Origin of the sequence: Amycolatopsis sp. NPDC001319, from assembly GCF_042896185.1 — a bacterium.
In the GTDB taxonomy this organism is placed as follows: Bacteria; Actinomycetota; Actinomycetes; order Mycobacteriales; family Pseudonocardiaceae; genus Amycolatopsis.
Map to the genome: position 1 here is coordinate 341,901 of NZ_JBIAWY010000004.1, position 26,354 is coordinate 368,254.

The following is a 26,354-nucleotide window of genomic DNA, read 5'->3' on the forward strand; positions in this document are numbered from 1 at the left end:
CCCAATGCGGCGTTGGTGGCGCTCAACGCACCGAACGCCGCATGGGGGCGCTCCGGGCCGGGCGAGCGGGTCAGCGGGACTCGGCGAAGCCGGACACGCCGGCGACGACGTGGTCGAGGCCGGCTTCGAGGAACGCGTCCGCCTCGGGTTCTGTCGCCGGGTACTGGCCGTCCGAGACGAGGCCGGCCAGGTGTGTCGAGCCGAGGCGGTCGAGGTGGGGCAGCAGGTGATCCCGCACGGCGGTTGCCTCTCCGGGACCGGCCGGGGACGCGAGCCGCGCGGCGGCGGCGTGGGCGAAGCCCGCCACCATGGTGACGCAACCGAGCAGATGTCCTTTGTGGACACCGGCGCGGGACAGGGCCGCCAGGAGGAGCTCCGTCCACGCCAGGCGGTTCGGGGTGATCGCGTCGCCGCTGCGCGGCAGGTCCAGCAGCCACGGGCGGGTCAGCAGCCGGTCGACGACGGCACGGGCCCAGGCCCGCACGTCGGCGCGCCAGTCGTCGGACGCGACCAAGGCCGGCGGCGGCGGGCCCCAGCCCGCGTCGGCGAGCAGCACCGTCAGCTCCTCTTTCGAGCTGACGTAGCGGTACAGCGCGTTGGTCGTCACGCCGATCTCGTGCGCGATGTTCGGCAGGGAGGCGCCCGCGGCGCCCTCGGCGTCGGCGAGCTCCACGGCCGCCGCGACGATCTGTTCGACGGTGTGCGCGGGCCGCGGTCCGCGGCGTGGCGGCGGAGCGCCGCCCCAGGCGAGCGTGAGCCCCGGGGGCCGTTCGGGTGTCGTGTCCCTGTCCAGCATGGTCCGCATCTTCCCTGGCGAGTACTCCGGCAGTAAACTGTGAGAGTCTTGCACTGATTCGGGCGGAGGGCGAGCGGACGTGATCGAGACCAAGCCGGTGGCTTCGGCCATCGGCAGGCTCCTGTGGCCGGAGCGCACGGAGGTCACCGAGCTGGACCGCAAGCTCGCGGTCACGCGGATCGAGCACGCACGCGATGAAGGGCAGTACGACGAAGCCGAGGCGGCGCAACGGATCGCCCGGGTCGAATCGGCCGGCGACTACGCCGCGCTGACCGCCGGCGTGGCCGGCAGCGCCGACGCCGCGGTGCCGGCGATCCTGCAGGCCGCCCCCCGGGTTGGTGCGGCGGTGTGGGCGGTGGCGAGTGTGGTCAACGTGCTCGTCTACCTGATCCTCGGCCTGGTCAGCGGCCACTGGGACGGGCCGTGGCCGATCTGGCCCGTGCTCGGCGGCGGCCTGATCGTGCTCGGCCTGTGGTCGACTCGTGAGCGCGACCGCCGGATGCGCCTCGCCGGCGACTGACGCGCAACCCCTGACCTGGTGAAGAGGGTCCTGGGTTCCCCTTGGCGAACTGGTCCGCTAAACTGTGCAAGCCATACACAGTTCAACGATCGGGGGCCGAGATGGCCGAAACGACAGACAGTTCGACGGCCGGGGGGCGCACCACCGCTTTGAAGGTGGTGACGATCGTGTGGCTGGTGGCCACGGCGATCCACCTGCTGATCTGGGTGATCATGTGTGCCGTCACGCTGAGCCTGAACCACTCGCCGTTCTGGATCTGGCCGCTCCTCGGCGGCGCCGTGATCGTGGTGCCCTGGTGGCTCGCGGTCCGCGGCCGCGCGAAGGAGAGGGTCGCCCGGTCATGACGACGATGACGGCCACCGGGTCGCCCGTCCGGCTCGACTCCGTGAAAAAGACGTACGGGCGCGGAGAGAACGAGGTCGTCGCGCTCGCCGGCGTCAGCGTCGACTTCCCGCGCGGCAGCTTCACCGCGGTGATGGGCCCGTCGGGGTCCGGCAAGAGCACGCTGCTGCACTGCGCGGCGGGCCTCGACCGGCCCGACTCGGGCAGCGTCACGCTCGTCGGCGCCGACCTCAAGGGCAAGAGCGAGACCCAGCTGACGGAGCTGCGGCGCGAGCACGTGGCGTTCGTGTTCCAGTCGTTCAACCTCATGCCGGCGCTCAACGTCGAGGAGAACATCACGCTGCCGATGCTGCTCGCCGGGCGTGAGCCCGACCGGGCGTGGATCGCGCAGGTCGTCGAGCGGGTCGGGCTCACGCACCGGGTGAAGCACCGCCCCGGTGAGCTTTCCGGCGGCCAGCAGCAGCGCGTGGCGATCGCCCGCGCGCTCGCCGGCCGTTCGGAGGTGACGTTCGCCGACGAGCCGACCGGCGCCCTCGACACGAGCACCGCGCTCCAGGTCCTCGGCCTGCTGCGCGAGCTCGCCGACGCCGGCCAGACCATCGTGATGGTCACGCACGACCCGGTCGCGGCTTCGTTCGCCGACACGGTGCTGTTCCTTGTGGACGGTCAGATCGTGACGCGCATGACCGCCCCGGCCGTCGAGGCCGTGGCCGGCGAGCTGGCGCGCCTCGGCGCCCAGGCCAAGCTGGCGAGGGGGCGGCAGTGAGCCCGCGGCGCGTGGTGCTCCGGATGGCGCTGGCCAGCCTGCGGTTCCGCGCCGCCGCCTCGCTGGCGACGTTCGTCGCGATCCTCGTCGGCTGCTCGCTGCTCATCGCGTGCGGCGGCCTGTTCGAAACCGCGCTGACGCTCGACGCGCAGCCCCAGCGGCTCGCCGCGGCGCCCGTGGTGGTCGGCGGTTCGGCCGGGTTCAAGCTGCCCGACGAAGAGTCGCAGGTCGTGCCCTACAGCGAACGCGCCGGCGTGCCCGCGGACCAGCTCGCGAAGCTGGCGGGTGTGCAGGGCGTGCGCCAGGTCGTGCCCGACGTCTCGTTCCCGGCGGTGGTCGTGACCGCGGCCGGGCCGCAGGCGGGCGGCGACACACTCGCCGGGCACGGCTGGGAGTCGGCCGCGCTGGCGCCTTACACGCTGGTGCACGGCACGCCGCCGCAGAACGCCGGGCAGGTCGTGCTGGACGAGGCGTCCGCCACCGGGGTCCAGGTCGGCGGCCAGGTGGCCATCGCCGTGGACGGCGCGCAGCCGCGCGACTTCGTCGTGACGGGCATCGCGCGCTCCGACGTTTCGGGGCCCGCGCTGTTCTTCTCGGCCGGCGACGTGCAGCAGTTCGCCACGCACCTGGGCACCGTCGACCTCGCCGGCGTCTTCCCGGCGCCCGGCGTCGACGCCGACGACCTGGCCGGCCGCCTCGCCGAGCAGGTGCCGGGCCTGACCGTGCTGACCGGAGCCGACCGCGGTTCCGCGGAATTCCCGGGCATCGAGGCCGCGCAGCTGCCGCTGATCCTGCTCGCCGGGGTCTTCGGCGGCATGGTGCTGGTCGTGATGGCGCTCGTGGTGTCGGCGACGATCAGCCTCACCGTGCGCCAGCGCCAGCAGGAGCTCGCGCTGCTGCGGGCCACGGGTGCGACGCCGAAACAGGTGCATCGCATGGTGCTGTCCGAGACGATGGTGGTTGCCGTGCTGGCCGCGATCGCGGGCGTGTTCCTCGGCCGGTTCGTCGGCACGCGGATCTTCGCGGTCACCACGGAGGACGGCGTGCTGCCGCCGCAGCTGGAGTTCAGCCAGGGGATCATCGCGTTCGCAGGTGGTCTGCTGCTGGCGCTCGGGATCTCGTTCGCCGCCGCGTGGTTCGCCGCGCTGCCGGCCGCACGGTCGCGTCCGCTGCAGGCGCTCGCCGAGGCGTCGATCCCGTCGGCGAAGGTCAACGACGTGCGCAAGTTCGGCGCGAAGGTCTTCGCCGGGTTCACGGTCGTCCTGGCCGTCGCGACGCTGTTCCTGCCCGTGGACATCGCCTCGGCCGCGTGCGGTCCGGCCGTGCTGACCGGTTCGATCGCCGTCGCGCTGATCGGCCCGGAGCTGATGGCCTACGTCGCCACGCGCTTCGGCCCGCTGATCCGGCGGGTCGGCGGCCGCGACGCGACGCTGGCCGTGATCAACTCGCGCACGCGCGCCGTGGCGTTCGCCGCGGTGCTCACGCCGATCACGCTGGCGACGGCGGTCGCGCTGGGCAACGTGTACGCGGAAACCACGCAGCAGCACGCGATCGTCGGCGCGTATGCCGAGCAGCTGCAGGCCGACGCGGTGGTGGACAGCGGCACCGGCGCGGTCTCGCCCGAGCTGATCCGCGCCGTGCAGCAGGTGCCGGGCGTGGGCACGGTTTCGCCCCTCGTCACGAGCCAGGGCTGGATCGAGGAACCCTACGACGGCAACGGCAGCGACCCGGGCCGGCTGCTCGGCGTCGACGCGGGTGACACCAGCGTGCTCGCCACGCCCGTCACCTCGGGGACGCTGCGCGACCTCACCGGCGACACCGTGGCGCTGCCCGAGGACATCGCCGACGACCTGGACCTCGAGCTCGGCGACACCATCACCATGCGCCTCGGTGACGGGGGCCAGGCGCACGTGCGGATCGTCGCGCTGCTCGACAGCCCTACGGGCTACCCGAGCATCGTGCTGCCGGCGGCTTTGCTCGCCCAGCACACCACGTCCGGCGTCGCGAGCCGGCTGCTGGTGCGCGCGGCGGACGGGCAGGACGCGTCGGCGGTCGTCTCGGCCGTCACCGCGGCGACGCACAACTGGCCCGGGGTCGTGGTCGGCGACTCGGGTACGCTGACGGAGAGCTTCGCCGCCAGCGCCGACGTCGAGGCGATGATCCACTACCTGCTGGCCGTGCTGGCCATCGCGTACGCGGCCATCGCGGCCGTGAACACCCTTGCGGTGGCGGTGCTTTCGCGGCGGCGGGAGTTCGGCGTGCAGCGGCTGGCGGGCGCGGGGCGGCGTCAGGTCCGGTCGATGCTCATGATCGAGGGCGGGATCCTGGCGGTGCTCGGGATCGTGCTCGGCACGGTGATCTCGTTGTTCACCATGGTGCCCATGGCGATCTCGTCGGGGACCATCGTGCCGGTCGGGCCGATCTGGGTGTTCTTCGCGGTCATCGCGGCGGTGTTCGTGATCGTGTGGCCCGTCACCGCGCTTTCGGCCCGGCTGGCCATGCGCCGCAGCCCGATCGAGGCGGTGACGCTGCCCGGGCAGTGAGCTTTTCTAGGGGTACGCGGGCCGGTTCCGGGTGGCTAGTCTCGAATTCGACTATCCGCACCGGGCCGGCCCGGTTTCCCTTTTCTGGAGTGGATTTCCATGCGAGTACTCCTGGCCGCGCCGTCGTCGCCCGCCCGTCTGCGCACGCTCGTCCCGCTCGTCTGGGCGCTGCGCACCGCGGGGCACGACGTGAAGATCGCCGGACGGCCTTCGTTCGTCGAGGAGATCCTCAGCACCGGCTGCGTCGCCGTGGACCTCGAAGAAGGTGACGGGGAAACGCTGGCCGAATCGGCCGCGCTGGTCGAGTTCGCGAAGCTCTGGCGGCCCGAGGTCGTGGTCTCCGACGCGCTGGCTCCCGCCGGCACGGACGCCGCCCGCGCGGTCGGGGCCGTGGCGGTGCGGTTGCTCGGCGCCGCCGACGAACCTGCCACCTCCGACGTCGACGCCACGCTCGACGTCGTGCCGCCTTCGTTGCGGGCCAGGAGTTCGGACGTGCGAGCCGTGCGGCACGTGCCGCACTTCGGCCCCGTGGTCGTGCCGAACTGGTTGCGCCGCAAGGCCCGGCGGGCCCGGATCCTGCTTTCCCTCGACGACACCTCGCTGTTCGGCCCGGTCTTCGACGCCGTGACCACTGTGGACGCCGAGCTGCTGTGCGCGGCGCGCGCCGACACGTTCGGCCCGGGGACCACGGTGCCTGCCAACGTGAAGCTCGTCGACGTCGCCCCGCCCGCCGCCGTGCTGCCCACGTGCGCCGCGGTCGTCCACGACGGCGACCCCGCCCTCGCGCTCGCGGCGGTGGCGCACGGACTGCCGCAGCTTTCCTTGGCCAGCAACGCTTTCGCGACCCGGGTGGCCGAAGCCGGTGCCGGGTTCGTCGGCGCCGTCGAGCACGTCGCCGACGTGGTGGCCGACGGCGGGGTGCGGGCCAAAGCCGTGGCGCTGCGCGAGGAAATCGCCGCGCTGCCGGCCCCGCACGCTGTGCTGACCGAGCTGACGCGGTGATTGTGGGGCCGCCCGGCCCCGTTAGGGGTGGGGCGGCCACCAGGGCCTCGGTAGCGTTTTCGACGTGGCACCTTCCACCCCTTTCCGCGGTTAGGTGGGTCGAATCCGTGAGTACCGAAAGCCCGTCCGGTGAGAACGAGCGCAAACTGCTCGGGTATCTCAAACGCGCGACGACGGAACTGCGCGAGACCAAGCGCGCCCTGCAGGAATCGCGCGACCGCGACAGCGAACCCCTGGCGATCGTCGGCACGGCCTGCCGCTACCCGGGCGGGGTCCGGACGCCGGAAGACCTGTGGCGGCTGGTCGCCACCGGCACCGACGCCATCGGCGAGTTCCCGGCGGACCGCGGTTGGCCGCTCGACACCCTGCACGACCCCACCGGAGAACGCCCCGGCACCACGAATACGCGCGAAGCCGGGTTCCTCTACGACGCGGCCGAATTCGACCCGGAATTCTTCGGCATTTCCCCGCGTGAGGCGCTTTCCATGGACGCGCAGCAGCGGCTCATGCTGGAAACGGCGTGGGAAGCGCTGGAACGCGCCGGAATCGTGCCGGAAACCCTGCGCGGCAGCAGCACCGGTGTGTTCACCGGCGTGATGTACCACGACTACGCGGGCCACGCGGCCGCCGGCAGTGTGGTGTCCGGCCGCGTCGCCTACGCGCTCGGGCTGGAAGGTCCCGCGCTGAGCGTGGACACCGCGTGTTCCTCGTCGCTCGTCGCCCTGCACTGGGCCGGCCAGGCGCTGCGCCGCGGCGACTGCTCGCTCGCGCTCGTCGGCGGCGTCACGGTGATGGCGACGCCCGAGACCTTCGTCTACTTCACCGAGCAGCGCGGGCTGTCCGACGACGGGCGCTGCAAGGCGTTCGCCGCCGCGGCCGACGGCACGGGCTGGGGCGAGGGCGCGGGCATGCTCGTGCTGGAACGCCTTTCCGACGCGCAGCGGCGGGGCCACCCCGTGCTCGCCGTGGTGCGCGGCAGCGCGGTGAACTCCGACGGCGCGTCGAGCGGCCTGACCGTCCCCAATGGACCGGCGCAGCAGCGGGTGATCCGCAGCGCGCTCGCGTCGGCCGGCCTGACGACCGCCGACGTCGACCTCGTCGAGGGACACGGCACCGGCACGAAGCTCGGCGATCCGATCGAGGCGCAGGCCCTGCTGGCCACCTATGGCCAGGACCGCGCGGAACCGCTGTGGCTCGGTTCGCTCAAGTCCAACATCGGCCACACGCAGGCCGCGGCGGGCGTCGGCGGGATCATCAAGGTCGTCGAGGCCATCCGGCACGGGGTACTGCCGAAGACGCTGCACGTGGACGCTCCTTCGCCCCACGTCGACTGGGCGTCGGGCGCGGTCGAGCTGCTCACCGAGGCGCGCGAGTGGCCCGAAACCGGGCGGCCGCGGCGGGCGGCGGTGTCGTCGTTCGGGATCAGCGGCACCAACGCACACGTGATCATCGAGCAGGCGGAAGCTCCGACGCCCGAGGCGGAAGTGACCGAGCCGGTAGTTTCGGTGCCGGTAGTTTCGGTGCCGGTTGTGGTGTGGCCGCTGTCGGCCGACTCGGGGGACGCGCTGGACGCCCAGGTGGAGAACCTCGCCCAGCGCCTCGATTCGGCGCTGCCGATCACGGACGTCGGGTTTTCCCTGGCCACGACCCGGTCTTCACTCGACCACCGCGCGGTGGTCGTCGGCGCGAACCGCGAAGAGCTGCTGGCCGGGCTGGCCGAGGGCGGTATCCGGGGCGCCCGCGGTTCGGGCCGTACGGCGTTCGTCTTCACCGGCCAGGGCGCGCAGCACGCGGGCATGGGCCGGGAGCTCGCGGCGGCGTACCCGGTGTTCGCCGAGGCCTTCGACCAGGTGTGTGCGCTGCTCGACCCCGGGCTGAAGGCGGCGCTGGACGACGCCGAGCTGCTGGAGCGGACCGGATACACGCAGCCGGCGTTGTTCGCGTTCGAGGTGGCGTTGTTCCGGCTGCTCGAATCGTGGGGCGTGCGGCCCGACCACGTGCTGGGGCACTCGATCGGCGAGCTGGCCGCGGCGCACGTCGCCGGGATCCTGTCCCTCGAGGACGCCGCCACGCTGGTCTCGGCCCGCGCGAAGCTGATGCAGGCCCTTCCGGCCGGCGGCGCGATGGTGGCGGTGCAGGCGACCGAGGACGAGGTCACGCCGCACCTGACCCCGAACGTCAGCGTCGCCGCGATCAACGGCCCCGACTCCGTCGTGCTTTCCGGCACCGAGGAAGCCGTCGCCGCCGTCGTTGCGAACTTCAGCGAGCGCAAGTCCACGAAGCTCAAGGTCTCGCACGCGTTCCACTCGCCGCTGATGGAACCGATGCTCGCCGAGTTCGCCAAGGTGGCGAAGAAGCTCACCTACGCGAAGCCGCGGATCCCGGTCGTCGCCACGGCCGGCGGTGATCCGTCCACTCCGGACTACTGGGTGCACCAGGTCCGCGCGGCCGTGCGGTTCCACGACGGCGTGCAGACGTTGCTCGGCCACGGTGTCACCACATTCCTCGAGGTCGGCCCGGCCGCGATCCTCAGCGTGACGGCCGCCGACGCCTTCGTCCCCGTACAGCGCAAGGGCCGGCCCGAAGCGCACGCGCTGGTCACCGCCCTGGCGACCCTCCACACCCGCGGTGTCGAGGTGGACTGGCACACGTTCTACGCCGGGGCCCGGCGCGTGGACCTGCCGACGTACGCGTTCCGCCGCACCCGCTACTGGCTGCCCGCCACCACAGCGTCGGGCGATCCGGCCGAGCACGGCCAGGAACGCGCCGCGCACCCGATGCTCAGCTCCGTCGTCCGCCTCGCCGACCGCGACACCGTCGTGCTCACCGGGCGGCTGTCGGCCACGGGCTGGATCGCCGATCACGTGGTGCTCGGCACCGTCCTGCTACCCGGCACGGCGTTCGTCGAGCTGGTGCAGCGCGCCGCCGACGAGGTCGGCTGCGCACACCTCGAAGAGCTCACGCTCGAAGCCCCGCTCACCCTGGCCGAAGGCGCCGCGATCCAGGTGACCGTGGAGGCCGCCGACGCCGACGGACGACGTCCCGTGACCGTCCACTCGCGACGCGACGAGGCCGCCGAGTGGGTCCGCCACGCGAGTGGTTTCGTGACGCCCGAGGCCGAAGTGCCGTCGTGGCGGCTCACCGAATGGCCGCCCGCCGGCGCCACCGAGGTCGCGCTGGCCGACCCGTACGAGACGCTCGCAGCCCTCGGCTACGACTACGGGCCGGCGTTCCAGGGCCTGCGCGCGATGTGGCGTTCCGGCGACGACGTCTACGCGGAGGTCGTCTTGCCCGACGGCGCCGAGGCCCGCGACTACGGTCTCCACCCCGCCCTGCTCGACGCCGCCCTGCACGCCCAGCTCCTCGGCCCGGTGCCCGAAGAGGGCTCTCTGCTCGAAGACCCGGCGCCGATGCTCCCGTTCTCCTTCTCCGGCACGACTCTGCACTCCGCCGGCGCGTCGGCGCTCCGGGTGCGGGTGTCACCGGCCGGCCCGGACACCATCACGGTGCGGATCGCCGATTCGACCGGCGGCCCTGTGCTGACGGTGGACGCCCTCGCCGCCCGCGCGGTTTCGCTCGACAAACTCGGTGGCGCCAGGGACTCGCTGTTCCGCACCTCGTGGGAACCGGCGAACGAAACCGTCCCCGTCGAAGCCGCCCGCATCCTCGAACTGTCCACTCCGGACGGTCCGGTGCCCGCCGCGGCCCGCGCGATCACCCGCGAGGTGCTGACCGCCATCCGCGAGACGCTCGACGGGACCGGTCGCTTGGCCGTCGTCACCCGAGGCGCCGTGTCGGTGGCCGGGGAAGACGTGCACCCGGCGCTGGCAACGGCGTGGGGCCTGGTCCGCGCGGCCGAGGCCGAGAACCCGGGCCGGTTCCTCCTCGTCGACGGCGAACCGACCTCGCTCACCGAGGAGCCCGAGGTCGCCGTCCGCGATGGCCAGGCCTTCGTACCTCGCTTCACCGTCGCCGCACCCACCGTGAAAGACCTGGGCTGGGACCCCGACGGCACCGTCCTCATCACCGGCGGCACCGGTGGGCTCGGCGCGGTCGTGGCCCGGCACCTCGTCGGCACCCACGGCGTCCGCCGCCTGCTCCTCACCAGCCGCCGCGGCGCGGAGGCACCCGGCGCCGTCGACCTGCGCGCCGAACTCACCGCCCTCGGCGCACACGTCACCATCAAAAGCTGCGACGTCACCGATCCCGGCTCCGTGCGGTCCATGCTGGACCGCACGCGGGTCACCGCCGTCATCCACGCCGCCGGTGTTCCGTCCGCGGGACGCGTCGAAACCCTCACCGACGACGAGACCGACCGCGTCTTCGGGCCGAAGGTCGACGGTGCCTGGAACCTCCACGAGCTCACCGGTGACCTCGACGCCTTCGTGCTGTTCTCCTCCGCCGCGAGCTCCGTCCTCGCCGCCGGCCAGGCGGGGTACGCGGCGGCCAACGCCTTCCTCGACCAGCTGGCCGAACACCGCCGTGCACAAGGCAAACCCGCGATCTCCCTCGCCTGGGGCGCGTGGGCCGAGGACGGCGGCATGGCCGGCGAGCTCGACGCCGCGGACCTGCGTCGCCTCCGTCGCCTCGGCACCCCGCCGATGGCGACCGGTGAAGCCCTCGCCCTGCTCGACGCGTGCCTCACCGCCGACGACGCCGTGCTCGCGCCCGTGCGCCTCGACCGCGCCGCGCTGAAGGCTCGCCGGGACGTGCTCCCGCCCGTGCTGCGCGGCTTCGTCCGCCCGGCCGCGCCGAAGCGGGCGGGCCGTGCGGACGGGGCCGTCGCCGCCCGGCTGGCCACGGTGGCGGAGGCCGAGCGCGAGGCCTACCTGCTGGAGGTCGTGTCGGAGCAGGTCGCTGCGGTCCTCGGTTTCACGAGCGGGGCCGCGGTCGAGCCCGGGCGCGCGTTCCAGGAGATGGGGTTCGACTCCCTCACCTCCGTGGAGCTGCGCAACCAGCTCGGCGCGCTGACCGGCCTCAAGCTCACGGCCACGGTCGTCTTCGACCACCCGACGCCGGCCGCGCTCGCGCGCCGGCTGCACGACCTGCTGGGCGAGGGCCGCGGCCCGGCCGACCCGGTGCTGGCCGAGATCGACCGGCTCGAGGCGCTGCTGTCGGGCGCCGCCGGCTCGCTGAACGGCTCGACCGGCAAGGTCACCGCCCGCCTCGACGCGCTCGTGCGCAAGTGGGCCGACGCGCACACCGGCCGCGAAACGACCGCCGACCTCGGCGAAGCCACCGACGACGAGCTCTTTGCCGTGCTGGACGACGAATTGGGCATCGGATGAACAGGCAGACCATGACCAACGAGGACAAGCTCCGCGACTACCTGAAGCGCGCCACCGCGGACCTGCAGCAGGCCCGCCGGCGGGTGCACGAGCTGGAGGCCCGGGACACCGAGCCCATCGCGATCATCGGCATGAGCTGCCGCTACCCCGGGGGCGTGCGGACACCGGACGACCTGTGGGAAGTCGTCGACGAAGGCCGCGACGTGATCGGCGAGTTCCCGGCCGACCGCGGCTGGGACGTCGAGGGCGTGTACGACCCGACGCCGGAGCGGCCGGGCAAGACATACACCCGCCACGGCGGCTTCCTCTACGACGCCCCGGATTTCGACGCCGACTTCTTCGGCATCAGCCCCCGCGACGCGCGCCGCGCCGACCCGCAGCAGCGCATCCTGCTGGAGGCGTCGTGGGAGGCGTTCGAGCGCGCCGGGCTCGACCCGCACTCGCTCAAGGGCAGCCCCACCGGCGTCTACGCGGGCGTGATGTACCACGACTACAGCGGCGGCAGCCCCGACGGGAGCCTGGTGTCCGGCCAGGTGTCGTACACGCTCGGGCTCGAAGGCCCGTCCGTGTCGGTGGACACGGCCTGCTCGTCTTCGCTCGTCGCGCTGCACCTGGCGGCGCAGGGGCTGCGCCGCGGCGACTGTTCGCTGGCGCTGGCCGGCGGTGTCGCCGTGATGGGCACGCCGGAGATGTTCGTGGACTTCTGCAGCCGCCGGGGCCTCGCCGCCGACGGGCGCAGCAAGTCGTTCTCCGACGACGCCGACGGCACGTCGTGGGCCGAGGGCGTGGGTGTCCTCGTGCTGGAGCGACTGTCGGACGCACAGCGCAACGGCCACCGGGTGCTCGCCCTGGTGCGCGGCTCGGCGGTGAACCAGGACGGGGCCAGCAACGGCTTTTCCGCTCCCAACGGCCCTTCGCAGGTTCGGGTGATCGAGGCGGCGCTGGCCGACGCCGGGCTGTCGGTGTCCGATGTGGACGCCGTCGAGGCCCACGGCACGGGCACCGCGCTCGGTGACCCGATCGAGGCACAGTCGCTGCTGGAGACCTACGGCCGGCGCACGTCGGGTGAGCCGCTGTTGCTCGGGTCGATCAAGTCGAACATGGGCCACCCGCAGGCCGCGGCCGGTGTCGCCGGGGTGATCAAGATGGTGCAGGCGCTGCGCCACGGCAAGCTGCCGCGCACGATCCACCTGGGCACGCCGTCGAAGCACGTCGACTGGACGTCCGGCGCCGTGGAGCTGCTCGCCGAGCCGCGCGACTGGCCCGAGGTGGCGCGGGCGCGCCGCGGTGCCGTGTCGTCGTTCGGGGTCAGCGGCACCAACGCGCACGTGATCCTGGAGCAGGCACCCGAGGTCGAAGCCGTCGAGCCGGCCGTGGCGCCGGTGTATCCGCTGGTGCTGTCGGCGAAGAACCCGGCCGCGCTGGCCGAGGCCGCCGCCCAGCTCGCGTCCCCTGTGGACGCCGGGCTCGCCGGCGCGGCGCACACGCTGGCGACCGGCCGGGCCCGGCTGGACCAGCGCGCCGTGGTCCTGGCGCACAATCCGGAGCAGGCCGCGGAGGCGCTGCAGGAGTTCAGTTCCCGGCCCGACGTCGTCACGGGTACCGCCGACCTTCGCGGCAAGACGGTGTTCGTCTTCCCCGGCCAGGGTTCTCAGTGGACCGGGATGGCGACGCAGCTGCTGCGGCAGTCGCCCGTGTTCGCCTCGCGCATGGCCGAATGCGATGCCGAGCTGCGCAAGTTCACCGGCTGGTCGGTGCTCGCCGTCCTGCACGGCGAGCCGGGCACGCCGCCCGCGGACCGCGTGGACGTGGTGCAGCCGATGCTGTGGGCCGTGATGGTGTCGCTGGCCGCGGTGTGGCGCGCGCACGGCGTGGAGCCGGACATGGTCATCGGCCACTCGCAGGGCGAGATCGCCGCCGCGAGCGTCGCGGGTGCGCTGTCTCTCGAAGACGGTGCTCGCGTGGTCGCCCTGCGCAGCAAGGCCATCGGGGAGGTCCTCGGCGGACGGGGCGGCGGGATGCTCGCCGCCGGGCTGGCCGCGACCGACCTCGAAGCCCGCCTCGGTGCGTGGGACGGCCGGATCTCGGTGGCCGCCGACAACGGCGCCACCTCCGCCGTGCTCTCCGGCGACGGCGACGCGCTCGACCAGCTGCGCGACCAGCTCGTCGCCGAGGGTCTGCGCGCCAAGCGCGTGCCGGTGGACTACGCGTCGCACTCCGCGCACGTCGAGCACCTGGCCGACCGGCTGCTGGCCGATCTGGGCCCGATTCGCCCCCGTCGCGGTGAGGTCGCCATGACCTCCACGGTGACGCTCGAACCCGTCGGCGATTCCACTGTGGACGCTGCCTACTGGTTCGCGAACCTGCGCCGGACCGTGCGGTTCGCGCCGGTCGTCGCGCAGCTTGCCGCCGCCGGCTACACGCGGTTCGTGGAGATCAGCCCGCACCCGGTGCTGACCATGAGCATCCAGGAGACCCTCGACGAAGCCGGCCACGCCGGTGCCGTCGCCGGGACCCTGCGCCGCGACGAAGGCGACCTGACGCGGTTCGCGACCTCACTCGCCGAGTACTGGGTCCGCGGCGGCTCGGTCGACTGGTCCTCGCTGATCCCGGCGGCGGGGATCGTCGACCTGCCGACTTACCCGTTCCAGCACAAGCGTTTCTGGCGCGAGGAAGCCGACGCCACGGCTTCGCCGGCCATGCCCGTCGCCGACCAGGAGTTCTGGGAGGACGTCGCCGAAGGGGACGTCGCCGCGCTCGCCGCTCGGCTGGGCGTGGAGGCACAGCCCCTCGCCGAGGTCGTGCCGGCGCTGGCCACGTGGCACAGCCGCCGCACCGAACTGTCCACCGTGGACTCCTGGCGCTACCGCGTGTCGTGGACGCCGATCGGCGGCGTCACCGGCGGGCTGACCGGCGCCTGGTTGGTCGTCGCCCCCGCCGGCGCCGCCGAGCTGGCCGACGCGCTCGCGGAGCAGGGTGACGTCGTCCGCCTGTTCGTCGAGAGCACCGACGACCTCGCGACCCTGATCACCGAGGCGACGGCAGTCCGGCCGTTCGACGGCGTGCTCTCGCTGCTCGCCCTCGGCGCGGACAACCCCGCGCTCACCACGATCGAGCTGCTGCAGGCCCTGGGCGACATCGACGCGCCGGTCTGGGTCGTCACGCGGGGCGCCGTCGCCGTGGACGCGTTCTCCGACGCCGACCCGGCCGCCGCCATGGTGTGGGGCCTCGGCACGGTCGCCGCACTCGACCGCCCCGGCACCTGGGGTGGCCTGGTGGACGTCACCGGCCCCGGCGACGCGGCGAAACTGGCCGCCGTCGTGTCCGGAGTGGACAACGAGGACCAGGTCGCGATCCGCCCGTCCGGCGTCTTCGCCAAGCGGATGGCCCACGCGCCGCTCACCGGCGACGCTCCCGAGTGGACTCCGCGCGGCACCGTGCTGATCACCGGCGGCACGGGCGCGGTCGGCGCGCACGTCGCCCGTTGGCTCGCCGCGAAGGGCGCCGAACACCTCGTGCTCACCAGCCGACGCGGCCTCGACGCCGACGGTGCGCGCGAGCTGGTGGAGGAGCTGTCCGGCACGCGCGTCACCGTCGCCGCGTGTGACGTCACGGACGCGCAAGCGCTTGCGGCCCTGCTGGAAGAGCACCCGCCGACGGCCGTCGTCCACGCCGCCGGGGTGCTCACCCGCGAGCCGTCACTCGACGACGTCACGCCCGAGCAGTTCACCGCCGCCCTCCACGCGAAGGTCGCCGGTGCCGCCCTGCTGGACGAACTGCTGGGCGACGCCGAGCTCGACGCCTTCGTGCTGATGTCCTCCGGCGCGGCGGTCTGGGGCACGTCCGGCCAGCCCGCCTACGCAGCCGGCAACGCCTACCTCGACGCCCTCGCCCGCCGCCGCCGTGCGAACGGCCGTACCGCCACCGCCGTCGCCTGGGGTTCCTGGGGCGGCGGGGGCATGGTCGACGCCGAGGCGAGCGACCTGCTGCGCCGCATGGGCCTGGCCGAGATGGCGCCGAAGCTCGCCGTCGAAGCACTCGGCCAGGCCCTCGCGCACGACGACACGCACCTGGTCGTCGCGGACATCGACTGGGCGGCGTTCGCGCCCGTCTACCAGCTCGCCCGGCCGCGGCCTTTGCTGCGTGCGCTGCCCGAGGTCACCGCCGACGAGGCTCCGGTCGAGTCCACCGGCGACCTCGCCGGGAAGCTCGCCGGCCTGACCGCCCCCGAACAGCGCCGCACCCTGCTGGATCTGGTGCGCGGCGAGGTCTCGGCCGTCGCCGGCTACGACGGCGCCGGTTCGGTCGAGCCGGCCCGCGCGTTCAAGGAACTCGGTTTCGACTCCGTGACGGCCGTCGACCTGCGCAACCGGCTCGGCGCCGCCACCGGCCTGAAGCTGCCCGCGACCGTCGCGTTCGACCACGTGAACCCGCAGGCGCTCGCCGAGCACCTGTGGACGCAGCTGTGCGAAGGCGACGCCGAGGTGCCGCTCGAGGTGGAGCTCGACCGCCTGGAGGCTGCCGCCGCTTCGCTCGACGCCGCGGAGATCGACCGGTCGCGCATCGTCGCGCGGCTGCAGGCGATGGTCACCACCCTGCACAAGACGCTGGCCGGCAGCGGAGCCGGCGCGGAAGCCGCGCTGGAAGCCGCGACCACCGACGAGCTGTTCGCCCTCATCGACAACGAGCTCGGCGCCTGACACCCGCCCACTGCAGCGACAAGAGGAATCTCGCGATGACTGACGAAAACAAGCTGGTCGACTACCTCAAGCGGGTGACCGCCAACCTCCAGGAGACGCGCGAGCGGCTGCGCGAGGTCGAGGCCGCCGGCGCCGAGCCGATTGCGATCGTCGCGATGGGCTGCCGCTACCCGGGCGACGTCCGCTCGCCCGAGGACCTGTGGCGCCTGGTGGCCGAAGGCCGCGACGCCATCGGCGGGTTCCCCACCGACCGCGGCTGGAACCTGGACACGCTCTTCGACGCCGACCCCGACAGCCCCGGCACGAGCTACGTCAGCGAAGGCGGCTTCGTCGCCGACGCGGGCGAGTTCGACGCGCCGTTCTTCGGCATCTCGCCGCGCGAGGCCCTGGCCATGGACCCGCAGCAGCGCATCGTGCTGGAGCTGGCGTGGGAGACGTTCGAACGCGCCGGCATCGCGCCGCACTCGCTGGCGAAGCAGCAGGTCGGCGTGTTCGTCGGCAGTGGCGGGCAGGACTACTACGACGAGCTGCCGGCCTCGGTGCTCGCCGGTGAGGTCGAGGACTACCTGAGCACGGGCAACGCCGGCTCGGTCATTTCCGGCCGCATCGCCTACGCGCTGGGACTGGAGGGCCCGGCCGTCACGATCGACTCGGCGTGCTCGTCCTCGCTGGTGGCGCTGCACCTCGCGGTGCAGTCGCTGCGGCAGCGCGACTGCTCGCTGGCGCTGGCCGGCGGCGTGATGGTGATGTCGCGGCCGGGCCCGTTCCTCGCGTTCAGCCGGCAGCGCGGCCTCGCCGCCGACGGCCGTTGCAAGGCGTTCTCCGACAGCGCCGACGGCACCGGCTGGGCCGAGGGCGCCGGAACCCTGTTGCTGGAACGGCTTTCCGACGCCCGCCGCAACAGCCACCCGATCCTCGCCGTCGTGCGCGGCTCGGCCGTGAACTCCGACGGCGCGTCCAACGGCCTCACCGCGCCCAACGGCCCGTCGCAGCAGCGCGTGATCCGGCAGGCGCTGGCCAACGCGCAGCTGTCGGCGTCCGAAGTGGACGCGGTCGAGGGCCACGGCACCGGTACCACGCTGGGCGACCCGATCGAGGCGCAGGCTGTGCTCGCGACTTACGGGCAGGACCGGCCGGCGGGCAAGCCGCTGTGGCTGGGCTCGATCAAGTCGAACATCGGCCACGCGCAGGCGGCGGCCGGCGTCGGCGGCGTGATCAAGGTCGTGCAGGCGCTGCAGCACGGGTTGTTGCCGAAGACGCTGCACGTCACCGAGCCGTCGACCGAGGTCGACTGGGCGTCGGGCGAGGTGGAGCTGCTGCGGGAGGCGCGGCCGTGGACCGCCGACGGACGGCCGCGCCGGGCGGGGATCTCGTCATTCGGCGTGAGTGGCACCAATGCGCACGTGATCGTCGAGGAAACGCCGGCCACCGAAGCCGCCGAGGTCGTCGCGCCGAGCTGGCCCGAAGGGGTCGCCGTGCCCATGCCGCTGGCCGGGCACGGGTCGGCCGCGTTGGCGGCCCAGGCCGGACGGCTGTCCGAAGTGGAGGGTGCGTCCGCGCTGGATCTCGGCTTCTCGCTGGCCACGTCCCGGTCGCCGTTGTCGCACCGGGCCGTGGTGCTGTCCGAGGACCCGGCGACGGCGATCGCCGCACTGGCCGTGGGGGAGACCGCGCCGGGGCTGATCACCGGTTCGTCGGCGGAGGGGCAGACCGCGTTCCTGTTCTCGGGCCAGGGTGCGCAGCGCGCCGGGATGGGCGCCGCGCTGGCCGCCGCGTTCCCGGTGTTCGCCTCGGCCTTCGACGAGGTCTGCGCCGAGCTGGACCGGCATCTGGACCGTCCACTCAAGACGGTGGTGTTCGAGAAGCCGCGCCTGATCAACCAGACCGGGTACACGCAGCCGGCGTTGTTCGCGATCGAGGTCGCCCTGTTCCGGCTGCTGCAGTCGTGGGGCGTCAAGCCGGACTACCTGCTGGGCCACTCCATCGGCGAGCTGGCGGCCGCGCACGTCGCCGGGATCCTGTCGCTGGCCGACGCCGCCACGCTGGTCACCGCTCGCGCGAAGCTCATGCAGGCCTTGCCGGGTGGTGGCGCCATGGTCGCGCTCCAGGCGACCGAGGACGAGGTCACGCCGCACCTGACCGATTCCGTGAGCATCGCCGCGATCAACGGCCCCGACTCCGTGGTGCTGTCGGGCACCGAGGACGCCGTCGCCGCCGTGGTCGCGCGGTTCGACGGCCGCAAGTCCACCAAGCTCAAGGTGTCGCACGCGTTCCACTCGCCGCTGATGGAGCCGATGCTCGCCGAGTTCCGCACCATCGCCCAGCAGCTCACCTATGCGCCGCCGGTGATCCCGATCGTCTCCACCGTCGGCCCGGATGTCGACATGTCCACTCCGGAGTACTGGGTCGGCCAGGTCCGCGCCGCCGTCCGGTTCCACGACGGCATCACCACGCTCACCACCCATGGCGTCGGCCGGTTCGTCGAGGTCGGGCCGGACGGGGTGCTCTCGGCGCTCGTCCGGCAGGCCACGGATGCCACCGTCGTTCCCGTCCTGCGCAAGGACCGTGACGAGCCGCACGCCGCGCTCACGGCGCTGAGCGAGCTGTTCGTCAGCGGCCTCGAGCCCGACTGGGCCGCGGTCTTCGCCGGCCGCGGCGCTAATCGGGTCGACCTGCCGCCGTACGCGTTCCAGCGCAAGCGCTACTGGCTCGCCGCCCGCGCCAACCGCGACGAGATCACCGGCGCCGGCCTCACGGTGGCCGGGCACCCGCTGCTCGGCGCCGCCGTCGCGCTCGCCGACAGCGACGGGGTCGTCCTCACCGGCCGGCTGTCCGTCGAGACGCACGCGTGGCTGGCCGAGCACCGGCTCGGCGACGTCGTGGCCGTGCCCGGCACCGCGTTCCTGGAGCTGGTCGTGCGCGCCGGTGACCAGGTCTGCGCCGGCCGGATCGAGGAGCTGACGCTGGGCAGCCCGCTCGTGCTGCCCGCACGCGGTGGCGTTCAGGTGCAGGTCACGGTCGGTGCGGCGGGGGAGCACGACGTCCGCACGGTCACCGTCCACTCGCGACCGGAGGAGGGCGCCGAGTGGACGCTGCACGCGTCCGGCACCGTCGCCCCGCAGTCGCCGCGGGGCGGGACCGAGCTCACCGAGTGGCCGCCCGCCGGCGCCGAGCCCGTCGCGATCGACGGGATCTACGAGGACTTCGCCGACACCGGCCTCACCTACGGTCCGCTGTTCCGCTCGCTGCGCGCGGTGTGGCAGCGCGGGCGGGAGGTGTTCGCCGAGGTCACGCTGCCCGAGGACAGCGACGCGGAGCGCTTCGGCCTGCACCCGGCCGCGCTCGACGCCTGCACCCACGCCCTGCGGGTCGCCGGTGGTGGCGACGGCGGCGTCGGCCGCGTCCCGTTCTGCTGGACCGGGGTCGAACTGCACGCCACCGGCGCGTCCGCGCTGCGGGTGCGCTTCACCCCGACCACGGACGACGGCTTCGAGGTCGTCCTCGCCGACACCACCGGTGCTCCCGTGGCGACGGTCGCCGAGACCGTCTTCCGCGCGTTCACCGCCCCGGTCGCGACCGAGCAGGCCGCGCCGCTGTACCGCGTGGAATGGCAGCGGGCGACGGTGCCCGAGTCCGATAGGGACACTTCGGGCCTCGAGGTCTTCGACTGCACCGCCACGACCGGTGACCTGCACGAACCGACCCACCGGGTGCTCGCCGCCCTGCAGAGCTGGCTCGCCGAAGGTCACCAGGAGCACGAACGGCTGGTTATCGTGACCCGTGGCGCCGTCGCGGCCGGTGGCGACGTCACGGACCTCGCCGCGTCCGCCGTGTGGGGACTCGTGCGTTCGGCGCAGGAGGAGAACCCCGACTCGTTCCTGCTGCTCGACCTCGACAGCGAAACCCAGGCCGCAGACGTCGTGGCGCAAGTCCTGGCCTCGGGCGAGACCCAGGCCGCCGTCCGCCTCGGGGTGCTGCTCGCGCCGCGCCTGGTGCGCACGGCACCCGAGCTGGAGCGTCCCTACTTCTGCCCCCACGGCACGGTGCTGGTCACCGGCGCGTCCGGCGCGCTGGGTGGCAAGCTCGCCCGGCACCTGGCCGCCGAGCACGACGTGCGCCGGCTGCTGCTCGTCAGCCGCCGGACCACGCCGGAGCTGGAGCAGCTGGCCGCTGACCTGCGGGAGCTCGACGTCGACGTGCGGCTCGCGCGCTGCGACGTCGCCGACCGCGCCGCGCTGGCCCGGGTCCTCGCCGACATCCCGGCCGAGAATCCGCTCACCGCCGTGGTCCACGCGGCCGGCGTGCTCGACGACGGCGTCGTCACCGCGCTGACCCCCGACCGCGTCGACACGGTGCTCGCGCCCAAGGTCGACGGCGCCGTGAACCTCCACGAGCTGACCCGCGACACGGCGCTCTCGGCGTTCGTCCTGTTCTCCTCGGTCTCCGGCGTGCTCGGCGCGCCCGGCCAGGGCAGCTACGCCGCTGCCAATGCGTTCCTCGACGCCCTCGCCGCCCACCGCGTCGCCCACGGCCTGCCGGGCCTCTCGCTCGGCTGGGGCCTGTGGGGCGAGGTCGGCGGCATGGGCGGCACGCTCACCGCCGAGGAGGTGACGCGGCTCGCGTCGAGCGGCATCGTGCCACTGTCCACTGCGGACGGTCTCGCGCTGTTCGACCGTGCGCTCGCCGTGCGGCAGCCGACCGTGGTCCCGGCGAAGCTCGACCTGCCGGTGCTGCGCAAGCTGGACCGGATCCCGCGCACGTTGGAGCAGCTCGTCGGTCGCGCGGCCCGGCGCGTCGCGGCCCAGGCCGAAGCGACCGAGGACTCGTTCGCCGGGCGGCTGCTGCGGCTGCCGGAGGAGGACCGGCGCGACGCCGTGCTGGAGCTGGTGCGCGGTCACGCCGCCACCGTGCTCGGCTACGGCGGTGCGCACGAGATCGAGCCGGCGGCCCAGTTCCAGTCGCTCGGCTTCGATTCGCTGACCGCCATCGAGCTGCGCAACGGCCTCACCGCCGCAACAGGCCGGCGGCTGCCGGCGACGCTCATCTTCGACCACCCGACCCCGTCCGCCCTGGCGACCCATTTGCTCGCCGAGCTGGCGGGCACCACTGAAGAAATCGTCACGGTCGCGTCGGCGACCTCCGACGAGCCCATCGCCATCGTCGGCATGGCCTGCCGCCTGCCCGGCGGCGTCACGTCGCCCGAGCAGCTCTGGGAGCTGGTCGCCGAGGGCCGCGACGCCATCGGCGACTTCCCGGCCGACCGTGGCTGGGACGTCGCGGGCCTGCTCGACCCGACCGGCCGCCGCCCCGGCACGACGTATGTCGCGCGCGGTGGGTTCGTCTACGACGCGGGCGACTTCGACCCGGCGTTCTTCGGCGTCTCACCCAAGGAAGCGCCGGCCATCGACCCGCAGCAGCGGCTGCTGCTCGAAGCGTCGTGGGAAGCGCTGGAGCGCGCGGGCATCGACCCGGTGTCGCTCAAGGGCAGCCCGACCGGCGTGTACGCGGGCGTGCAGTACCACGACTACGTGGGGGCCAACAGCGCCGGCTCGATCGTCACCGGGCGGGTGTCCTACACGCTGGGGCTGGAAGGTCCGTCGGTCAGCATCGACACGGCGTGCTCGTCTTCGCTGGTCGCGATGCACATGGCGGCCCAGGCCCTGCGCGGCGGCGATTGCTCGCTGGCGCTGGCCGGCGGCGTCACGGTGATGGCGACGCCGGAGACGTTCGTCGAGTTCAGCCGTCAGCAAGGGCTCGCGGCCGACGGCCGGTGCAAGGTGTTCTCCGCGGACGCGGACGGCACCACCTGGTCCGAAGGCGTCGGTGTGGTCGTGCTGGAACGGCTCGCCGACGCGCGAGCCAACGGGCACCCGGTGCTCGCGGTCCTCAAGGGCAGCGCGGTCAACCAGGACGGCACGTCCAACGGCCTCACCGCCCCCAACGGTCCCGCGCAGCAGCGGGTGATCCGGGCCGCGCTGGCCGACGCGGGCCTCGAACCGTCCGAAGTGGACGCCGTCGAGGCACACGGCACGGGCACGAAGCTCGGCGACCCCATCGAGGTCCAGGCGCTGCTGGCGACCTACGGCACGCAGACGTCAGCCGACCGTCCCCTGTGGATCGGCTCGGTGAAGTCGAACATCGGCCACACGCAGGCGGCGGCCGGTGCGGCGGGTGTCATCAAGATGGTCCTGGCGATGCAGCACGGGGAGCTGCCGGCGACGCTGCACGTCGGGCGTCCGTCCACAGAGATCGACTGGTCCACCGGCGCCGTGCGGGCGCTCGTCGAGCCGGTCAAGTGGCTGCCCAACGGCCACACGCGCCGCGCCGGCGTCTCGTCGTTCGGTGTCAGCGGCACCAACGCGCACGTGATCCTCGAAGAAGGCGACCGGCGTGAGGTGGTCTCCGGCAGCGGGGTACCCGAGTACGACGGGCCGGTCGCGTGGCCGGTGTCCGGCCGCGGTGCCGCGGCGCTGCGGGCGCAGGCCGAGCAGCTCATGTCGTACGTGGACGAAGAGCCCGAAGGCAGCCTCGCGGACATCGGCCTTTCGCTCGCCACCTCCCGCAGCGCCTTCGACCGCCGGGCCGTGCTGATCGGCGGCCGGTCGCCGCAGTTCGTGCGGGGCCTCGCGGCGCTGGTCGACGAAGAGGAGGCTCGCGGCGTCGTCAGCGGCGTCACGACTTCGGGCCGCACGGCGTTCCTGTTCGCAGGCCAGGGTTCGCAGCGCCTCGGCATGGGGCAGCGGCTCGCCGAGCAGCAGCCCGTGTTCGCAGCCGCGTACGACGAGGTCTGCGCGGAGCTGGACCGGCACCTGGACCGTCCGATCCGTGAGGTCATCACCAGCGGTGAGGCCCTCGACGAGACGCGCTACACGCAGCCGGCGTTGTTCGCACTGGAAGTTGCGCTGTTCCGGCTGGTCCGGTCGTGGGGCGTGAAGCCCGACGTGCTGGCCGGGCACTCGATCGGCGAGATCGCGGCGGCTCACTGCGCCGGCGTGCTCTCGCTGGCCGACGCGGCGAAGCTCGTGGTCGCCCGTGGTGCGCTGATGCAGGGGCTGCCGGAAGGAGGCGCGATGGTCGCGATCGACGCGTCGCCCGAAGCGGTGCGCGAAGCCGCGGCCGGCACGGTCGACCTCGCCGCGATCAACGGCCCGAGCTCGGTGGTCATCTCGGGTGCGGCCGACGCCGTGGCCGCGGTGGCGGCGAAGTTCGAGCGCACCAAGCAGCTGCGGGTCTCGCACGCGTTCCACTCGCGGCTCATGGAGCCGATGCTCGCCGAATTTCGCGCGGTGGCCGAGCAGCTGACCTACACCGAGCCGCGGATCCCGGTCATCTCGACCGTGACCGGCGAGCCGGCTGACCTCACGTCGCCGCAGTACTGGGTGCGTCAGGTGCGGGAAGGCGTCCGGTTCCACGACGCGGTCACCCGCGCCGCGGCCGACGGTGCGACACGGTTCCTCGAGCTCGGCCCGGACACCACGCTCACGGCGATGGCCACGGCCTGCCTCGACGATCGGCCGGAAGGGCTGGTGCTGGCCGCCTTGCTGCACAAGGACCAGGACGAGGCGGTCACCGCGTTGACCGGACTCGCGCAGCTGCACGTGAGCGGCGTCGACGTCGACTGGACCGCGGTCTACGAGCCGACCGGCGCGCGGAAGGTCGCGCTGCCGACGTACCCGTTCCAGCGGCAGCGTTACTGGCTGGAGAGCACGGCGTCGGCGCCGGGCCAGGAGGACCACCCGCTGCTCGGCTCGGCGCTCGAACTCGCCGACGCGGGCGGGCTCCTGTTCTCCGGCCGCGTGTCGGTGGGCACGCACCCGTGGCTGGCCGACCACGTCGTCGGCGGCGCGATCCTCTTCCCCGGCACCGGGTTCGTCGAGATGGCGATCCGCGCGGGCGACGAGGCCGGCTGCGCGCGGCTGGACGAGCTGACGCTGGAGTATCCGCTCGTCGTGCCCGAACGCAGCGGCGTGCGGGTGCAGTTCGCGCTCACCGCACCCGACGGCACCGGCATGCGGACGTTCACCGTCCACTCGCGACCGGAAGGCGACGGGACCGCGTGGACCCGCCACGCCACCGGCCGGCTCGCCAAGGCGGACAAGGCCGGCAAGTTCGAGCTCGGCCAGTGGCCGCCGGGCGCCGAGCCGGTGCGGCTGGAGGGCACGTACGAGGAGCTGGCGGAAGACGGCCTGGCGTACGGTCCGGCGTTCCGCGGACTGGTCGCGGCCTGGAAGCACGACGGTGAAGCGTTCGCCGAGATCCACCTGCCCGCGTCGGTGTCCGAAGTGGACCGCTACGGCATCCACCCCGCGGTCCTCGACGCGGCCTTGCACACCATCGGCGTCTCGGGAGCGCTCGGCAAGGAGCCGATGCTGCCGTTCGCGTGGGAAGGCGTGCGGCTGCACGCGGTCGGCGCGACGACGCTGCGGGTGCACGTGAAGCCGATCGGCACCGGGGCGGTCGCCCTGGACATCGCCGACGGCACGGGTGCGCCCGTCGTCTCCGTCGAGTCGTTGCTGCTGCGCCCGATGTCGGCGGTGCCGCAGGCGGCCGAGCCGAGCGGCGGGGACTCGCTGTTCCGCGTCGCGTGGGAGCCGGCGGAGCTGGACGCTGTCGCCGAGGTCACCGACTGGACCGTGGTGGGTGCCGACCCGTTCGGCCTCGCCGGTGAGCTCGGGGCGGAGACCACTGTGGACTTCGCCGGTGCGTCCGGCCTGCTCGTGGTGTCGGTCGGCGGGGATGACGTCCACGCCGAGCTGCACCGCGTCCTCGGGCTCCTGCAGGAGTTCCTGGCCCGACCGGACGGTTCGCTGCTCGTGGTCACCCGCGGTGCGGCCGCCACGGAGGCCGGGGAGAACCCGGATCCGGTCGGGGCGGCCGTGGCCGGCCTGGTGCGTTCGGCGCAGGCCGAGCACCCGGACCGCGTCACGCTCGTCGACCTCGGCACGGGCACGCCGACCGGCCGCACGCTGGCCGCGGTGTCCGCTTCGGATGAACCGCAAGTCGCGCTGCGCACCGGCTCGGTGCTCGTGCCGCGGCTGCGGCGGGCGAGCGACGCGGCGGCCGCGCCGGTGTGGCGGACCGACGGCACCGTGCTCATCACGGGTGCCACCGGTGCGCTGGGCAGCGCCGTGGCCCGGCACCTGGTGGCCGAACACGGGGCGCGGAGCCTGCTGCTCGTCAGCCGTCGTGGCGCGGACGCGCCGGGCGCGGCGGACCTGCGGGAGGAGCTGGCCGGCCTCGGCGCCGACGTCACGCTCGCCGCGTGCGACGTCGCCGACCGGGCCGCGGTTTCCCAGCTGTTGCGGGGAGTCGAGCTGCAGGCCGTGGTCCACGCGGCCGGTGTCCTCGACGACGGCGTGCTCACCTCACTCACCCCGGAGCGGCTGGACAACGTGCTGCGACCCAAGGTCGATGCCGCCCTGACCCTGCACGAGCTGACGCGAGACGCGGACCTCACCGCATTCGTCCTGTTCTCCTCGGCCGCCGGCGTGCTCGGCGCACCGGGCCAGGGCAGCTACGCCGCGGCCAACGCCTACCTCGACGCACTGGCGGCTCGCCGCAGGGCCGAAGGACTCGCCGGCACCTCGCTCGCGTGGGGCCTGTGGGAAGGCGGCATGGGCGACGCCGTGCAGGACGCCGACGCACACCGCATCGGCGAGACGGGCATCACCGCGCTGTCCACTGAGGACGGGTTGCGGCTGCTCGACTCGGCCGCGGGCTCCGCCGAGCCGCTGCTGGTGCCGATCGGGCTCGATCCGCGTGTGCTGGCGGCGTCGAGTGTGGAGGACCTCCCGGCCGTGCTGCGCGAGTTCGCCGACGCACCGGGCCGCCGGGCGGCGAAGGACGCGGCGGACGACACGGAGTCGTTGGCGCAGAAGCTGTCGGCTCTGCCGGCGGCCAAGCGCGTGCTGACGATGCTGACGCTGGTGCGCACCCACGCGGCCGCCCTGCTCGGCCACGCCGGGCCGGAGGCGGTGGAGGCGGACCGCTCGTTCAACGAGGTCGGCTTCGACTCGTTGTCCGCCACCGGGTTCCGCAACAAGCTGAGCCTCGTCACGGGGCTGAAGCTGCCCGTGAGCCTCATCTTCGACTACCCGACGCCGCGGATCCTGGCCGAGCACCTCGTCGGCGAGCTGGCGCCACAGGCGGTGGAAACCCCGGTTGTGGAGGAGCCCGAGGACGAGCAGCCGGCGCTGGACGCGTCGGCGATCGACGAGCTCGACGCCGACGCCTTGATCAGCATGGCGATCGGGGGAAGCGACGACGACTGACCGGCCGTCGACCCCTAACTCCGCGCCACCCGGCCATTATTGCCGCTGCGAAGGCGCCTGTGGCCCACTGGTACGGACAGTTCACCGGGCTCCCGGCCGGTGTCCGAGAAGAGAAGTTCTTCATCG

9 protein-coding genes are annotated in these 26,354 nt (G+C 73.4%); 8 read left to right on the forward strand and 1 reads right to left on the reverse strand.

Translation table 11 applies throughout. The annotated features are described in order from the left end of the window. Window positions 1–70: 70 nt before the first annotated feature. Complete coding sequence (locus ACFY1H_RS16645; RefSeq protein ID WP_386947268.1) at window positions 71–796, reverse strand: TetR/AcrR family transcriptional regulator; 726 nt, start codon at window positions 794–796, stop codon at window positions 71–73. Window positions 797–875: 79 nt separating this feature from the next. Here ACFY1H_RS16645 and ACFY1H_RS16650 point away from each other — a divergent pair, with 79 nt between their 5' ends. The 8 genes from ACFY1H_RS16650 (at window position 876) to ACFY1H_RS16685 (ending at window position 26,228) form a co-directional block, all read left to right on the forward strand. Continuing rightward, window positions 876–1,316: a hypothetical protein gene (locus ACFY1H_RS16650; protein WP_366584106.1), complete on the forward strand. Its 441-nt coding sequence runs from the start codon at window positions 876–878 to the stop codon at window positions 1,314–1,316. A 101-nt stretch (window positions 1,317–1,417) separates the two neighbouring features. Further along, complete coding sequence (locus ACFY1H_RS16655; protein ID WP_366584107.1) at window positions 1,418–1,660, forward strand: hypothetical protein; 243 nt, start codon at window positions 1,418–1,420, stop codon at window positions 1,658–1,660. A gap of 5 nt (window positions 1,661–1,665) precedes the next feature. Then, complete coding sequence (locus ACFY1H_RS16660; protein ID WP_386947917.1) at window positions 1,666–2,424, forward strand: ABC transporter ATP-binding protein; 759 nt, start codon at window positions 1,666–1,668, stop codon at window positions 2,422–2,424. Then, window positions 2,421–4,967 carry an ABC transporter permease gene (locus ACFY1H_RS16665; RefSeq protein WP_386947271.1) on the forward strand — a complete coding sequence of 849 codons (2,547 nt, stop codon included), beginning with the start codon at window positions 2,421–2,423 and terminating at the stop codon, window positions 4,965–4,967. The genes ACFY1H_RS16660 and ACFY1H_RS16665 overlap by 4 nt, the downstream gene beginning before the upstream one ends. Window positions 4,968–5,066: 99 nt before the next feature. Beyond that, a complete protein-coding gene (locus ACFY1H_RS16670) occupies window positions 5,067–5,969 on the forward strand; it encodes a nucleotide disphospho-sugar-binding domain-containing protein (protein ID WP_386947273.1) in 903 nt (300 codons plus the stop codon). Window positions 5,970–6,076: 107 nt separating this feature from the next. Beyond that, window positions 6,077–11,257: an SDR family NAD(P)-dependent oxidoreductase gene (locus tag ACFY1H_RS16675; protein ID WP_386947275.1), complete on the forward strand. Its 5,181-nt coding sequence runs from the start codon at window positions 6,077–6,079 to the stop codon at window positions 11,255–11,257. Window positions 11,258–11,298: 41 nt separating this feature from the next. Next, window positions 11,299–15,957 carry a type I polyketide synthase gene (locus ACFY1H_RS16680; RefSeq protein WP_386947920.1) on the forward strand — a complete coding sequence of 1,553 codons (4,659 nt, stop codon included), beginning with the start codon at window positions 11,299–11,301 and terminating at the stop codon, window positions 15,955–15,957. Window positions 15,958–15,992: 35 nt separating this feature from the next. Continuing rightward, window positions 15,993–26,228, forward strand: a complete 10,236-nt coding sequence (locus ACFY1H_RS16685) for an SDR family NAD(P)-dependent oxidoreductase (protein ID WP_386947277.1) — start codon at window positions 15,993–15,995, stop codon at window positions 26,226–26,228. The last annotated feature ends 126 nt before the right edge of the window (window positions 26,229–26,354 follow it).